The 14,023-nt window shown below is 64.6% G+C and carries 12 protein-coding genes; 5 read left to right on the plus strand and 7 right to left on the minus strand.

Translation table 11 applies throughout. From position 1 onward, the window contains the following. Positions 1-62: 62 nt before the first annotated feature. From AC57B6_RS13595 to AC57B6_RS13615, 5 genes are all read right to left on the minus strand, one after another. Positions 63-2,783, minus strand: a complete 2,721-nt coding sequence (locus AC57B6_RS13595) for a DNA internalization-related competence protein ComEC/Rec2 (RefSeq protein WP_496421520.1) — start codon at positions 2,781-2,783, stop codon at positions 63-65. A 121-nt stretch (positions 2,784-2,904) separates the two neighbouring features. After that, positions 2,905-3,693 (minus strand): TatD family hydrolase, encoded by a 789-nt coding sequence (locus AC57B6_RS13600; RefSeq protein ID WP_028199507.1) that lies wholly within the window; start codon positions 3,691-3,693, stop codon positions 2,905-2,907. A gap of 49 nt (positions 3,694-3,742) precedes the next feature. After that, positions 3,743-4,486 (minus strand): lipoprotein-releasing ABC transporter ATP-binding protein LolD, encoded by a 744-nt coding sequence (gene lolD / locus AC57B6_RS13605; RefSeq protein WP_106351386.1) that lies wholly within the window; start codon positions 4,484-4,486, stop codon positions 3,743-3,745. Beyond that, complete coding sequence (locus AC57B6_RS13610) at positions 4,479-5,732, minus strand: lipoprotein-releasing ABC transporter permease subunit (RefSeq protein WP_030101776.1); 1,254 nt, start codon at positions 5,730-5,732, stop codon at positions 4,479-4,481. Before AC57B6_RS13610 ends, lolD begins: the two co-directional genes overlap by 8 nt. A 298-nt stretch (positions 5,733-6,030) precedes the next feature. After that, on the minus strand, positions 6,031-6,327 hold the full coding sequence (locus tag AC57B6_RS13615) for a hypothetical protein (protein ID WP_030101775.1): 297 nt from the start codon (positions 6,325-6,327) through the stop codon (positions 6,031-6,033). A gap of 68 nt (positions 6,328-6,395) precedes the next feature. Here AC57B6_RS13615 and AC57B6_RS13620 point away from each other — a divergent pair, with 68 nt between their 5' ends. The 5 genes from AC57B6_RS13620 to AC57B6_RS13640 all read left to right on the plus strand — a co-directional run bounded on the left by AC57B6_RS13620 (position 6,396) and on the right by AC57B6_RS13640 (position 13,252). Beyond that, the gene (locus AC57B6_RS13620; protein WP_496421521.1) at positions 6,396-7,535 is read left to right on the plus strand and encodes a regulator; all 1,140 of its coding nucleotides are present in this window, start codon (positions 6,396-6,398) and stop codon (positions 7,533-7,535) included. A 40-nt stretch (positions 7,536-7,575) separates the two neighbouring features. After that, positions 7,576-9,282, plus strand: coding sequence for a single-stranded-DNA-specific exonuclease RecJ (recJ, locus tag AC57B6_RS13625; RefSeq protein ID WP_496421522.1), 1,707 nt, complete (start codon positions 7,576-7,578; stop codon positions 9,280-9,282). Between the two features lie 148 nt (positions 9,283-9,430). Then, a protein-coding gene (prfB, locus tag AC57B6_RS13630; RefSeq protein ID WP_096335780.1) for a peptide chain release factor 2 occupies positions 9,431-10,535 on the plus strand; the annotation gives its coding sequence in 2 pieces (ribosomal slippage) (positions 9,431-9,511 and positions 9,513-10,535; 1,104 coding nt in all). A 141-nt stretch (positions 10,536-10,676) separates the two neighbouring features. Continuing rightward, the gene (lysS, locus tag AC57B6_RS13635; protein WP_046570233.1) at positions 10,677-12,215 is read left to right on the plus strand and encodes a lysine--tRNA ligase; all 1,539 of its coding nucleotides are present in this window, start codon (positions 10,677-10,679) and stop codon (positions 12,213-12,215) included. A gap of 329 nt (positions 12,216-12,544) precedes the next feature. Beyond that, positions 12,545-13,252, plus strand: coding sequence for a glycine zipper 2TM domain-containing protein (locus tag AC57B6_RS13640; RefSeq protein ID WP_028199499.1), 708 nt, complete (start codon positions 12,545-12,547; stop codon positions 13,250-13,252). Positions 13,253-13,378: 126 nt separating this feature from the next. Here AC57B6_RS13640 and iscX read toward each other — a convergent pair whose 3' ends face one another. Both iscX and fdx read right to left on the minus strand, forming a co-directional pair. After that, the gene (iscX, locus tag AC57B6_RS13645; protein WP_028199498.1) at positions 13,379-13,576 is read right to left on the minus strand and encodes a Fe-S cluster assembly protein IscX; all 198 of its coding nucleotides are present in this window, start codon (positions 13,574-13,576) and stop codon (positions 13,379-13,381) included. A 15-nt stretch (positions 13,577-13,591) separates the two neighbouring features. Continuing rightward, positions 13,592-13,933 carry an ISC system 2Fe-2S type ferredoxin gene (gene fdx / locus AC57B6_RS13650; protein WP_028199497.1) on the minus strand — a complete coding sequence of 114 codons (342 nt, stop codon included), beginning with the start codon at positions 13,931-13,933 and terminating at the stop codon, positions 13,592-13,594. Positions 13,934-14,023 lie beyond the last annotated feature (90 nt).

Here is a 14,023-nt window from a genome sequence, read left to right on the forward strand (position 1 = left end):
GACTCTTGGTTCAGACTCCGGCCCGGCGGCGCATTTATTCTCTTCGTGCGGCCGGCAATCCATCAGCGATCCATCCAGTAGCGGTGTTGCGTGTCGCGATAGCGCTCGAGCGTCAGGGTGGCGGCGCCAAGGCCCGGATCGACTCCTTCGGCGACTGCGGAATCAAGTCCCTCGCTGGCCTTCGGCCCGGCGCCTGGTTCGATGGTCGGGTCGATGTCGGGGTTGATGTTCGGATTGACGTCAACCCGCACCGCACCGTCCGCATCGCTGCGTGCAAGCTCGATATGCCGAGCCTTGTAACGCTCGAACACACCTGCATTCGGATGATGAAACCGGTTGCGATAGCCTACCTGAAATAGTGCGATGAGCGGATCGATAGAGTCGAGGAACGGCTCAGTCGACGAGGTCTTGCTCCCGTGATGCGGCACGACCAGCACCTGGGCGCGCAACGCATCGCGATCGCGGGCGAGCAGCACGCGTTCGACCGGCGCTTCGATATCAGCCGCCAGCAAGGCGGCCATACGCGGCGCCACGGTTTGAACATTAGCGGCCGGCGGGCTCGCCGCGGTCGGCAGATTCGTGCGGGCCGGCGCCGTACTCACCCGCAACACGCAGCAATGGGCATTCGGCTTGCCTTGCAGCGGTCCGGCATCCGGCCACAGTATCGCGAACTCCACGCCGTCCCATTGCCAACGCTGGCCAGCAGCACAGGGCAACGTAGCCGCGCCGCGCTCCCTCGCGTTCGACCACAACGGATTAGCGGGCGCCAATGCCGCCATCATTTGACGTACCTCGATCGCCTCCAGTACCGCCGGCGCGCCGCCCGAATGGTCGGAATCGGCATGGCTGATTAGCAGCGTATCGAGCGCCGTGACGCCGTGTGCCTGCAAAAACGGCACGACTACCCGTTCACCCGCATGCGTCGATTCCGGTCCCGGTCCGGCGTCGAATAACAGCGTGTGATGCGCGGTTTCGACCAGCACCGAGGTGCCTTGACCGATATCCAGCGCCGTCAGGCGAAAGCTGCCGTGCGGCGGCCCGGCCGGCGCCGGCATCAGCAGCGGCAGCCACGTGATCGGTGCGGCCCAGCGCAGCGGCCAGCCACGCGGCGCCAGACACCAGCAAACGCCAAGCGCCGCCGCGGTGAGCGTCCACGGGTCCGGCTGGGGCAGCCGCCAGAGCGTCCACGCCGGACCGGACAGCATTTGCAGGCCTGTCGCCAGCAGGTCGAGCAAGCTGTGCGCGGCGCGAAAAGCGTAGGCGTCGAACGGCGCGGGCAACACGACGCCTGCCAATACGGCCGGCGTCACCAGCAGACTCACCCACGGAATCGCGAAGGCATTCGCGAGCGGGCCGATCAACGGAATCTGGGCGAACCAATAGACGGTGAGCGGTGCAAGCGCGACGGTCACCGCGAACTGCACATGCGCGGCACCGCGCGCCCGTTCGCCGAAAGCCCGGGCGCGGCGGCATACGACAGACCACAGGCGCGCAAATCTCGTTGGCGTCACGCTGCCTTCACCCTTTTCGTCGCGGCGCTGCTCGTGGTCCTGCACCCGCGGCCGTCCCGACATCGCGAACAGAATCGCCGCCACCGCGCAGAACGACAGCCAGAATCCCGCCGCCACCACGGCCCACGGATCGATCAGCAGCACGAGGCCCAATGCCCACGCCAGCACCACCGATCGCGCGAGGTTGCGCCCGCTGATAAACGCCAGCGCCACCACCCCCGCCATCCACAGCGCGCGCTGGGCCGGCACGTTGAAACCCGCCAACGCCGCATGCAGCCCGGCGAACAACGCGCCACCCATCACCGCGACGACCTGCGCCGGCAGCAGCAGCGGCCAGTTGCGGCCGACGAATCCCGAGCGCCGCCACACCGCCCCGGCGAGCCACGCCGCGAGGCCGGCGGCAAAGCCGATGTGCAAACCCGAAATCGCCACCAGATGACTGGTGCCCGTGCCGCGCATCAATAGCCAGTCGGCCGCGCTGACTTCGTCCTGCGCGCCGATGGCGAGCGCCACCACGATCCCACGATGCGCCGCGTCGGCGAGCACGCTGTCAATGCGCGCCCGCAGCGCGGCGCGCCAGCGATCGACCGTCACGCTTATGCCACGCGAAATGCCAGGCAGGCGCACAGCTTGAGCCGGCGCGCTCACATAGCCGGTGGCGCGCACATTGCGCGCCAGCAAACTGGCTTCCACATCGCGCACGCCGAAGTTCGCATTGCCATGCGGGCGTTTGAGCCGCACCGTCAGACGCCAGCGCGTGCCCGGTTCGAGCGGCGGCGCAGGCGCATCAGCGGCAATCCACGAGAGTTGAATCACGCGCGGAAAAGCGACGATCGGCGCACCCGCGGACTCGACTTCAAAAAGGAAGCGCGCACCCTTATCGTCGCGTGACGGCAGTCCCTTGATACTGCCGACAACCTCAATGTCGCGCCCTTCCCAGGCGTTCGGCAAGCTCACCGCGAGCCGGACTTCCGCACGCCAGGCGGTATAGCCGAAACCCACACAAAGAGCCGCGATCCACAGCGCGCCCCAGCCGGCGCAAGAACGCGCGCGCGTGCCGGACAAGGCACGGCCAATGGATGATTTCGCGGCAGCGGCAGCCGCATGCGCATCGGCGGCTACTGAAACCGGCCAGCGCAAGCCCCACACCGCGACCAGAATCGCAACGCACCCAAGGGAAAGCAGCGCACACCACCCACGCCAATCCGGCAATGCCGCCTGCCGCTGCAGCCCAATCACCCCCAACGCAAACCCGCACCACCATGCCCGCATCCGACCTCCGCGCCCTCCGTTCAGCCTTCGCCGGACGACGCGACGCTCAGTGAGCAGACGTCAGCGAACCCGCCGGGCATGTGTTCCGCCCGACGCGAACCACTCAGACCATCGCGTTCAATTATGCAGAGGAAAGTGCCAGCCGCGGCAGCGCGGCGAGCGCGTTAGCCGTTGTGCCTAGGGCGGCTTCGTCGGCGCTCATGCCGCGCAGTTGCGCGAGTCCCGCGCCGATAGCCGGAATCTGATCCGGCGAGTTGCGCTGTTTGTAGATCCACGAAGGGGCGATGTCCGGCGCGTCGGTCTCGACGACCAGTGCCTCGAACGGCAATTGCTCCGCGAGGCGCCGGATTTGCCGCGCCCGCTCGAAGGTCAGATTGCCGCCAAAACCGAGATGCATGCCCTGGTCTATATACGCCTCGGCCTGCTGAAAACTACCGTTGAAGGCGTGCGCGATGCCGCGATGAATCTGATGCCGCCGCAGCCCTTTGATCACCTGATCCTGCGATTTGCGCACGTGGCAAATCACCGGCAGATCGAATTCGCGCGCCAGTTGAAGTTGACCGTTGTAGAAGAACTGCTGGCGCGCATCGTCGAGACCCTCGACGAAATAGTCGAGGCCGATTTCGCCTATGCCGACAAACCGTGGATCGTCGAGACTCGCCTCGATTTCCATGCGCAGCAGTTCGAGATCGCTCTCCTGCGCGCCCGGCGTGAAGAGCGGATGAATGCCGAGCGCATACGCGCCGCCGTCGATGCGGTGCGCGAGCTCACGCACTGCCGTGAAGTTCTCGCGGCCGATCGCCGGAATCACGATACGCCCGACACCGGCCTGACGCGCCGCATCGGCGACCGCCTCGCGGTCGGCGTTGAATTCGGAAGCGTCGAGATGGCAGTGCGTATCGATCCACATGGCGCGCTCCTCGTTAGCGGCAGAGCCTCGCTCGCGTTGTGCGCGGCGCTTAAACCGGCACGGGTGGCTCTTCGTGCAAGACGCCGTCGCGCAGCCGCATGATCCGGTCGCAACGTCCGGCCAGCTCCGGATCGTGCGTGACGATCACGAAGCTGGTGTCGAGTGTTTGCGAAAGTTCGAGCATCAGGTTGAACACGGTGTCGGCCGTGCCGCCGTCCAGATTGCCCGTGGGTTCGTCGGCGAGCACGCAAGCAGGCTTGGTCACCAGCGCCCGGGCAATGGCCACGCGCTGACGCTCGCCGCCCGACAGCTCACCCGGACGATGCTTCGCGCGATGCCCCATGCCGACCCGTTCCAGCACCGCGAGCGCCTCGCGCCGCGCGGCTTCGGTGGTCATGCGGCGAATCCGCAGCGGCATCGCGACATTGTCGAGCGCGGTGAATTCCGGCAACAGATGGTGAAACTGGTACACGAAACCGAGCGCGCGATTGCGCAGGTCGTTACGTTCGCGCTCGGAGAGTTTCGTAAACGGCTTGCCCATCACCGAGACATGACCCGCGCTCGGATCGTCGAGCCCGCCGAGCACATGCAGCAGCGTGCTCTTGCCGGAACCCGACGCGCCGACGATCGCCAGCTTTTCACCGCGCCGCACGCTCAATTGCGCGTTGTTGAGCACCTGCACATTGAGACCGCCCTGCACGAACGACTTCGAAATGCCGGTTGCTTCCAGCACATAGGGATGCAGCGTGTTGTCGTCAGAAACCATGGATACGCTAGTGGAACGGTCATTCATAGCGCAGTGCCTCCGCAGGACGGACTTTCGCACCACGCCAGCTCGGATAAAGGGTCGCCAGCGCCGACATCAGGAACGCAATGATGCCGATCCGCGCCACGTCGGCGGGAATCAGTTCGGACGGCAGTTCGCTGATGAAATACACCGACGGCGGCAGGAACTGCACACCGAGCAGATGCTCGATCATCGGCACGAGCCACGGAATGCTCCACGCAATCAGGCAGCCGAGCGCCACGCCGGTCGCCGTGCCGATAAAGCCGATCGTCACGCCCTGCACGACGAAAATCTTCATGATCGAGCCGGGCTGCGCACCGAGCGTGCGCAGAATCGCGATGTCAGCCTGTTTGTTGGTCACCGTCATTACCAGCGACGACACCAGATTGAACGCCGCCACCGCGATGATCAGCGTGAGGATGATGAACATCATGCGTTTTTCGATCTGCACCGCCGAGAACCACGTCTTGTTCTGCTGGGTCCAGTCGCGGATATACAGATCGCCCGACAAGGTGCGCGCCAACTGATGCGCGACCTCGGGCGCCCGCTGCATGTCGGTGACGCGCAGTCGCACGCCGGTCGGCGCGGATAGCCGGAACAGCGCCTCGGCGTCCTTGATGTTGATCAGTGCGAGCGTGCTGTCGTATTCGTAGTGCCCGGACTCGAAGATGCCCACCACCGTGAACTGTTTCAGCCGCGGCAGCATGCCGGCGGGCGTGATGGTGCCTTCGGGCGCGACCAGCGTGATCTTGTCGTTGACCGTCACGCCGAGATTGGCGGCGAGGTCCGCCCCCAGCACGATACCGAAGTCGCCCGGCACGAGGTCGGTCAGCTTGCCGCCCTTCATTTCCTTGCCGATATCGGACACTTCAGGTTCCAGCGACGGTTCGACGCCGCGCAGTGCCACGCCGCTCACGGCGTCCTGGCGCGTGAGCAGCGCCTGCGCGTCGACGTACGGCGCCGCGCCGATCACTTCCTTGTTCTGGCGCGCTTCCTGGGCGGTCAGTTGCCAGTTGGGCATCGAACCGGTCGGCGAAAAGATCTCGACGTGCGCCAGCACCGACAGCATCCGGTCGCGCACCTCTTTCTGGAAACCGTTCATCACGGACAACACGACGATCAGCGCCGCGACGCCGAGCGCGATGCCCGACATCGACACGAGTGCGATGAAGGAAATGAAGCCGTTACCGGTCGTGCGTTTGCCGGCGCGGGTGTAGCGCCAGCCAATCTGCCATTCGTAGGGAAATTTCAAGCGAATCCTTTTCTGCGTTCTTCGTCTGCTTCCGGCCTTCTGCTGCACACGACGGCGCCAACCTGCCACCGTCGCGCCTGTCATGCGGCCTGAGCGTCGTGATCTATTGGTGTCGCGGCAACCCGGATGGTTCCGGTAAAACGTTCCGGTGCCGTCCGGCGCGCCCCTCGCAAACCCCCGCGCCGCCGAAGCCGGCGCCCCGTCGCTGCTGCTACCGCCGTCAATCAAGCGCGAAGTTTGCCATACAATGCCGCGCATTCGCGCAATGACCCGGTGCGCGAGGCGCGCGGCCCCGCCCCTAACGCAGGTTGTAGCGGCTCCTCAGCCCATTGATGATCCCGGCCGCCTGGCTGGCCGCCATGTCGCGCAGTTCCGCGTCCTTGCGGTCGCGATGCAGATGGGTGATATCCCAGTTGCAGCCGTCTTCGTCGTCCACGGTCTCGTGGAACCCGGTTGGAATCCAGCCGGCCGTGGCCGGATTGGCGTCGAGCGCTTTCACGACCAGTTCCAGCAACTCCTGCTCGGTTTTCAGTTCACGCGACATGTCGGTCTCCGGCGTCATGGGCGCGGTGCCGCCGCGCTCGGCTGCTGCCATCGGCGGGATCCGGGCGCGCTGCCCGAATCCGCCGATATGGTCTGAATACTCGCACTCTTTGCCCTACAATGCGCAGCATCATGCACGCCAACCGTCTTCATCTTCTCCTGCCCTTCGCGCTGCCCGCCGCAGCGGACGCCTCCACCGCTCTACACGACATCCGAAGTCCGGCCCTCGACCGGCTGATCGCGCGCGCGACGCTGGTCGAACGGGTGATCGGCGAAGATTTTCAGCGCACGCTGCCGCATGAGCGCTGGGTGGCGCGCCAGTTCGGCGCACTGCCGGGCGGCGCGGCGGCCGCCGATGAAGCACCGCTCGCGCCGTATATGCTGCGTGCCGACGGCGGCGACCCGGGCAGCGCCACGTGGGCCTGCGTGCAACCGGTGCACGTGCGCATCGCGCATGACCATCTGGTGCTGATCGATCCGGCCTCGCTCGAGCTGTCCGACGAGGAAGCCAGCGTCCTGCTGGCGGTCGCGCGGCCCTTGATCGAAGAACTCGGCGTGCGGATCGAAGCGCCCAGGCCCGCGCGCTGGTACTTGTCGGGAGACGGTTTCGGCACGCTGGCGGGGGCGTCGCCGTTGCGCGCGAGCGGTCGCAACATCGAAATCTGGCTGCCGCACGAAGCGCATTCCGGCGAGCGCTCGCGCGCCTGGATGAAATTGCAGAACGAAGTGCAAATGGCGTGGTTCGAGCATCCGGTCAACGAAGCGCGCGAGGCGCGTGGCCTGCCGGCCGTCAACTCGATCTGGTTTCACGCCCAGGGAACGGCGCAGGCAGTGACGAGCCCGTTCGCACGGGTGTTGTCCGACGCGGCAGCCACGCGCGGTCTCGCCATGACCGCAGGCGTCGAGACCGGCGCACCGCCGGCGTCCTTCGCCGCACTGACAGCGCGTGGCGCTGCGGGCGGCACGCAAGCCGGCGCGTCTGACGGCACGAATGCCCATGCCAACGGCACTACGCTGGTCGAACTCGATCCGTTCTCCGCACCCTACATCGAGCAGGACTGGGCACGCTGGAACGACGCCTTCGCCGCGTTGCAAACCGACTGGTTCGAACCGGCGTTGGCCGCGCTGCAAGCGGGCCGGCTCGATGAACTCGGCATGACGCTATGCGGTGACACCGGCTCGGTGACGCTCACGGTGACACGCGGCGACCTGCGCAAATTCTGGCGGCGGCGCGTGTTCGCCTCGCTGTTTATCGAATGACACACCGAATGAAACATCGAATGACCCACGGCCTTTCCGAATGACTCGAATCGTTACGCGCGCCGCGTCACCTGTCGACGCCGAAATCCTCACCCGCCACGGCCTGCATCCGGTGCTCGCGCGCCTGTATGCCGCGCGCGGCGTGTGCATGCCCGACGAAATCGAAACCGGCCTCGCGCGGCTCGTGCCGCCTGCGGCGCTCAAGGGCTGCGAAGACGCGGCGGTGCTGCTCGCCGATGCGATCCAGAACCAGCGCCGCATGCTGGTCGTCGCCGACTACGACTGCGACGGCGCTACCGCCTGCGCGGTCGCGGTGCGCGGCCTGCGCATGTTCGGCGGCCGGATCGAGTATCTGGTGCCGAACCGCTTCGAGTATGGCTATGGCCTCACGCCCGAGATCGTGGCGCTGGCCGCCCGCAGCGCGTCGGGCAAGCCGGAACTGCTGATTACCGTCGATAACGGCATCGCCAGCGTCGACGGCGTGGAAGCGGCCAATGCGCTCGGCATCGACGTGCTGGTCACCGACCATCACCTCCCCGGCGACGAACTGCCGGCTGCCCGCGCCATCGTCAATCCGAACCAGCCGGGCTGCACGTTTCCGAGCAAGTGCATCGCCGGGGTCGGCGTGATGTTTTATGTGCTGCTGGCGTTGCGCGCGGAATTGCGCCGCCGCGGCGCTTTCAACGACGATTTCCCCGAACCGCGTCTGGACGGCCTGCTCGATCTGGTCGCGCTCGGCACGGTCGCCGACGTGGTCAAGCTCGACGGCAATAACCGCGTGCTGGTCGCCCAGGGTCTGCAGCGGATTCGCAAAGGCAAGATGCAACCGGGCATTGCCGCCCTGTTCCGCGCTGCCGCGCGCGACGCTCGCAGCGCATCGGGTTTCGATCTCGGTTTCGCGCTCGGCCCGCGCCTGAATGCGGCCGGCCGCCTGTCGGATATGTCGCTCGGCATCGAGTGCCTGACCACCGACGACATCGGCCGTGCATGGGATCTCGCGCAACAACTCGACACGATGAACCGCGAGCGCCGCGAAATCGAAGCCGGCATGCAGCAGCAGGCGCTCGAAGACCTGTCGGCAATCGATCCGGAGGGCGCGAGCACCATCACGCTGTTCAACACGAGCTGGCATCAAGGTGTGATCGGTATCGTCGCCGGACGGCTGAAGGAGAAATTCCACCGGCCGTCGTTCACCTTCGCGCTCGCCGACGACAGCGGCCAGCTCGTCAAAGGCTCGGGCCGTTCGATCCCGGGCTTCCACCTGCGTGACGCGCTCGATCTGATCTCGAAGCGCGAGCCGGGCCTGATCGTCAAATTCGGCGGCCACGCGATGGCCGCGGGCCTGACGATCGCCGCAGCCGACGTGCCGCGCTTCACCGCCGCGTTCGAGGCGGTGGGCCGCGAATGGCTCTCCGAAGAGGCGTTGTCGCGCACGGTCGAAACCGACGGCGAACTCGAAGACGCCTACTTCACGCCGCAATTCGTCGAAATGCTCGATGCCGCCGTGTGGGGCCAGGGCTTCCCGGCGCCGGTATTTTCCGGCGAATTCGACATCGCATCGCAGGCGCTGGTCAAAGACAAACATCTGAAGCTGCAGCTGGTGCGCGGCCGTCAGCGGTTCAACGCGATCTGGTTCAATCACACCGACACGCTGCCCGCGCGGACCACCGTCGCCTACCGTCTGGCGAGCGACACGTGGAATGGCGTGTCGCGGGTGCAATTGATCGTCGAGCACGCGGCGAGCTGAAACGGCCCGCGGATCGCGAAGCGCGCGACAAGCGCCAAAAATCACCGCAAAATCAATCCCAAACCCGCGCCGGATCGCTCACAAGCCTCCGGCGCGGGGCGCCGATCGGCTATAATTTCTCCTTTTTACGAAGCTATAAAAGATCGACATGGAAGCGGAACGTCTCAACGCGATCGAAGCCTCACTGGCGGACCTGCGCACGCGCGCGGACTCGCTACGGGGGTATCTTTGACTACGACGACAAAGCACTGCGTCTAATCGAAGTCAACCGGGAACTCGAAGACCCGGACGTCTGGAACGACTCGAAGCACGCCCAGGCCCTCGGCCGGGAAAAGAAGCTGCTCGACGACACCGTCGGCAAACTCACGTCGCTCGATAACGACCTGCGCGACGCGCAGGATCTGTTCGACATGGCCCGCGAAGAAGGCGACGAGGAAACCCTCATCGCCTGCGAAGCAGACGCGCAAGGCATCGAACAACGCGTGGCGGACATGGAATTCCGCCGTATGTTCGCGAATCCAGCCGATCCGAACAACGCCTTCCTGGACATCCAGGCCGGCGCCGGCGGCACCGAGGCGTGCGACTGGGCGTCCATGCTGCTGCGCCAGTACCTGCGCTACTGCGAGCGCAAGGGCTTCAAGACCGAAGTGCTGGAACAGACCGACGGCGACGTCGCGGGCATCAAGAACGCCACGATCAAGATCGAAGGCGAATACGCGTACGGCTTTCTGCGTACCGAAACCGGCGTGCACCGCCTCGTGCGCAAGTCGCCGTTCGATTCGTCGGGCGGCCGCCATACGTCGTTCTCGTCGGTGTTCGTGTACCCGGAAATCGACGATTCGATCGAAGTCGACATCAACCCGGCCGATCTGCGTATCGACACCTACCGCGCGTCCGGCGCGGGCGGTCAGCACATCAACAAGACCGATTCGGCCGTGCGGATTACGCACATTCCGTCGGGCATCGTCGTGCAGTGCCAGAACGACCGTTCGCAGCACCGTAACCGCGCCGAAGCCATGGCCATGCTGAAATCGCGCCTGTACGAAGCGGAAATCCGCAAGCGTCAGGAAGAGCAGGACAAGCTCGAAGCCGGCAAGACCGATGTGGGCTGGGGTCATCAGATCCGCTCGTACGTGCTGGACAACAGCCGTATCAAGGATCTGCGCACCAACGTCGAAATCAGCAATACCAAGAGCGTGCTCGACGGCGACCTCGACCCGTTCATCAGCGCGAGCCTGAAACAGGGCGTCTAAGCGCAACCGGCGCGGCATGCCTGACAGCGCCGCGCCGTATCTTTGCATCTTGTGCATCTTTGTTATAGCGCCTGAGGTTTTTACTGACTGGCCACCCGCATGCGGACCATCCTGGTGCGGGCCACCGAATACCAAACCATCATGACCGAACCGACCCAGCCTAATGCGGCCCAGAATGTCGCGCCCGAGGTAGACGACAACAAGATCATGGCCGAACGCCGCGAAAAGCTGCGCGAGCTGCGTGAGCAGGGCGTCGCCTATCCGAACGATTTCCGCCCCACGCATCACGCCGAAGATCTGCAAACGCAGTACGCCGGGACCGACAAGGAAGCACTCGAAGCCAATCCGCTTGAAGTCGCGATCGCCGGCCGCATGATGCTCAAGCGCGTGATGGGCAAGGCAAGCTTTGCGACCGTGCGCGACGGGTCGGGTCAGATCCAGTTCTTCATCACGCCCGCAGACGTCGGCCAGGAAACGTACGACGCCTTCAAGAAGTGGGACATGGGCGACATCGTCGCCGCGCGCGGCGTGCTGTTCCGTACCAACAAGGGTGAACTCTCGGTGCGCTGTACCGAGCTGCGTTTGCTGTCGAAGTCGCTGCGCCCGCTGCCGGACAAGTTCCATGGTCTCGCCGATCAGGAAATGAAGTACCGCCAGCGCTACGTCGACCTGATCGTCACGCCGGAAACGCGCAAGACGTTCGTCGCGCGCACCAAGGCGATGTCGTCGATCCGCAAGTTCATGGCGGACGCCGATTTCATGGAAGTCGAAACGCCGATGCTGCACCCGATTCCGGGCGGCGCGGCGGCCAAGCCGTTCACCACGCATCACAACGCACTCGACATGCAGATGTTCCTGCGCATCGCGCCGGAACTGTATCTGAAGCGCCTCGTGGTCGGCGGCTTCGAGCGCGTGTTCGAGATCAACCGTAACTTCCGCAATGAGGGCGTGTCGGTACGCCACAATCCGGAATTCACGATGATCGAGTTCTACGCGGCGTACACCGATTACAAGTGGATCATGGACTTCACCGAGCAGTTGATCCGCCAGGCGGCGGTCGACGCGCTCGGCAGCGCCACGATCACCTATCAGGGCCGTGAACTCGATCTGGCCAAGCCGTTCCATCGTCTGACGATCAGCCAGGCGATCCAGAAATACGCACCGCAATACACGGACGCACAACTCAGCGACGACGCATTCCTGCGCACGGAACTGAAGAAGTTCGGCGTGGACGCATCGCAGCCGCAGTTCCTGAACGCGGGCGTGGGCGCACTGCAACTGGCGCTGTTCGAAGAGACCGCCGAATCGCAACTGTGGGAGCCGACTTTCATCATCGATTACCCGATCGAAGTGTCGCCGCTGGCGCGCGCGTCGGACAAGTTCGATGGCATCACCGAGCGCTTCGAGTTGTTCATCACGGGCCGTGAAATCGCCAACGGCTTCTCCGAGCTGAACGATCCGGAAGACCAGGCTGCCCGCTTCAAGAAGCAGGTCGATCAGAAAGACGCCGGCGACGAAGAAGCGATGTTCTACGACGCCGACTACATCCGCGCGCTGGAATACGGCATGCCGCCGGCCGGCGGTTGCGGCATCGGCATCGACCGGCTGGTGATGATGCTGACCGACAGCCCGAGCATTCGCGACGTGATCCTGTTCCCGCATCTGCGCCGCGAAGACTGATCGCCGCGTCGTTCGCGGTAACGGCTCGCAAAAGAGAAACGCCCGGCTCGATACCGGGCGTTTTTTATTGCAGCTGCGAAAAAACGTAGGGCCGTAACCTGACAGTTTGTAACCGTCGGTAAAAGGTGCGTATGCTCTACCAGTCCGCCGCTTTTCCAGCCTCCCGCGGACCCGCAAGAAATCAGGCACGCCGCCGTACTGGGCGGACTTTGACGCGTACGGGACGCGATGATTGCCCGGAAATCGTTACAAATTGAAACCCTCCGGGGATCGATTTGCCCGACACTAAGTCTCAATAACAGTCGACTCTGCTCCAGACGGAGGCCAATATGGATAATCCAGATACCAAATCCACGCAACAACGTCGTCTTCACCCGCTCGTCGCCACCGCTGCCGGTGCGGTGATCATCGCCAGTCTGGCCGCGACCGCGGCCGTCACGGGCTTGTTCCCGAAGGCGTCGAGCACCAGCGCGCAAACGGATCAAACCCAGGCGGCGCAAGTGGCCACCCAGCCGGGCGTGGTCGATTCGGCTGCGCCGGCAAACACGGCCGCTCAACAGGTGGCCGCGCAGGCCGCAGCACAACAGGCAGCGCAGCAGGCGCCGCAACGCGCCCCGGCGCCGACGCAGCAACAGTACGCTCAGCAACAACAAGCTCAGCCGGCACCGCAGTACGCCCAGCAACAGCCGTCGCAACCGGCCTACTGCTCGACCTGCGGCACGGTCGAGGGCATCTCGGCGGTACGTCAGGAAGGCCATGGCACGGGTATCGGCGCAGTCGGCGGCGCGGTGGCCGGCGGCGTAGTCGGCAACCAGTTCGGCAGTGGCAACGGCCGTACCGCGATGACGGTGCTGGGCGCCCTCGGCGGTGGCCTGGCCGGTAACTCGGTTGAAAAACACATCCGCAGCACGACGTCCTATTCAGTGCGAGTGCGGATGGAAAACGGCAAGACGCGCTACTTCACGTATCACGAAGCGCCGCCGTTCCAGCAAGGCCAGCGTGTGCGGGTCGAAAACGGCACGCTCGTAGCAAGCTGACCGCTGACAGCCTGAAGATTCTCCAGGCGTTAAAAAAGGCGATTCCAATGGAATCGCCTTTTTCTTTGCCGCAGCCGGAGCAGAATCAATCGCGCCCCGCCGCCCGCGGAAAACCCAGCCCCGTGCTCAGTAATCCGCGTCTTCAATCCATGCAGCCTGAATCGCTTCCAGGATCTTTTCGTTCGACCGGTTAGGGTCGTCGTCGAAACCCTCCAGCTCGGTAACCCAGCGGTGCAAATCAGTGAAGCGCACCTGTTGCGGGTCTATGCCCTGGTGCTTGTCAGTCAGGGCCATCGCGATGTCTTGCGTATCGGTCCACTTCATGGCTGCATCCTCCAGTTAGTGATTTTCCTTCGCGTGATTGATCGAGTAACGCGGGATTTCGACGACCAGATCCTGCTCAGCCGGCACCATGGCCTGGCACGACAGGCGTGACGCCGGTTCGAGCCCCCACGCCTTGTCCAGCAGATCGTCCTCGTCTTCCTCGGATGGCGTCAAGGCGGCGAAACCCTCACGCACGATCACGTGGCAAGTCGTGCACGCGCAGGACTTCTCGCAGGCGTGCTCGATTTCGATGCCGTTATCGAGCAGATTGTCGCAGATGCTCTTGCCGGGCACGGCATCGATCACCGCGCCTTCCGGGCACAGTTCGACGTGGGGCAGCACAACGATTTGAGGCATACATTTTCCGTTTGGGTCTGCGGCACGGCGGCCGCAAACAAGGCTCCGTACCATTTTACTGACGCTGCACGGACTTTTTAAGTCCACGCG

This window comes from Paraburkholderia sp. BGA-UO-ETr-F12 (genome assembly GCF_059567945.1).

Coding starts and splice junctions, on each gene's coding strand:
- AC57B6_RS13595 (WP_496421520.1), bottom strand. CDS start 2,783: ATGCGGGCATGGTGGTGCGGGTTTGCGTTGGGGGTGATTGGGCTGCAG.
- AC57B6_RS13640 (WP_028199499.1), top strand. CDS start 12,545: ATGGATAATCCAGATACCAAATCCACGCAACAACGTCGTCTTCACCCG.
- AC57B6_RS13600 (WP_028199507.1), bottom strand. CDS start 3,693: ATGTGGATCGATACGCACTGCCATCTCGACGCTTCCGAATTCAACGCC.
- fdx (WP_028199497.1), bottom strand. CDS start 13,933: ATGCCTCAAATCGTTGTGCTGCCCCACGTCGAACTGTGCCCGGAAGGC.
- AC57B6_RS13615 (WP_030101775.1), bottom strand. CDS start 6,327: ATGGCAGCAGCCGAGCGCGGCGGCACCGCGCCCATGACGCCGGAGACC.
- iscX (WP_028199498.1), bottom strand. CDS start 13,576: ATGAAGTGGACCGATACGCAAGACATCGCGATGGCCCTGACTGACAAG.
- AC57B6_RS13620 (WP_496421521.1), top strand. CDS start 6,396: ATGCGCAGCATCATGCACGCCAACCGTCTTCATCTTCTCCTGCCCTTC.
- recJ (WP_496421522.1), top strand. CDS start 7,576: ATGACTCGAATCGTTACGCGCGCCGCGTCACCTGTCGACGCCGAAATC.
- lysS (WP_046570233.1), top strand. CDS start 10,677: ATGACCGAACCGACCCAGCCTAATGCGGCCCAGAATGTCGCGCCCGAG.
- lolD (WP_106351386.1), bottom strand. CDS start 4,486: ATGAATGACCGTTCCACTAGCGTATCCATGGTTTCTGACGACAACACG.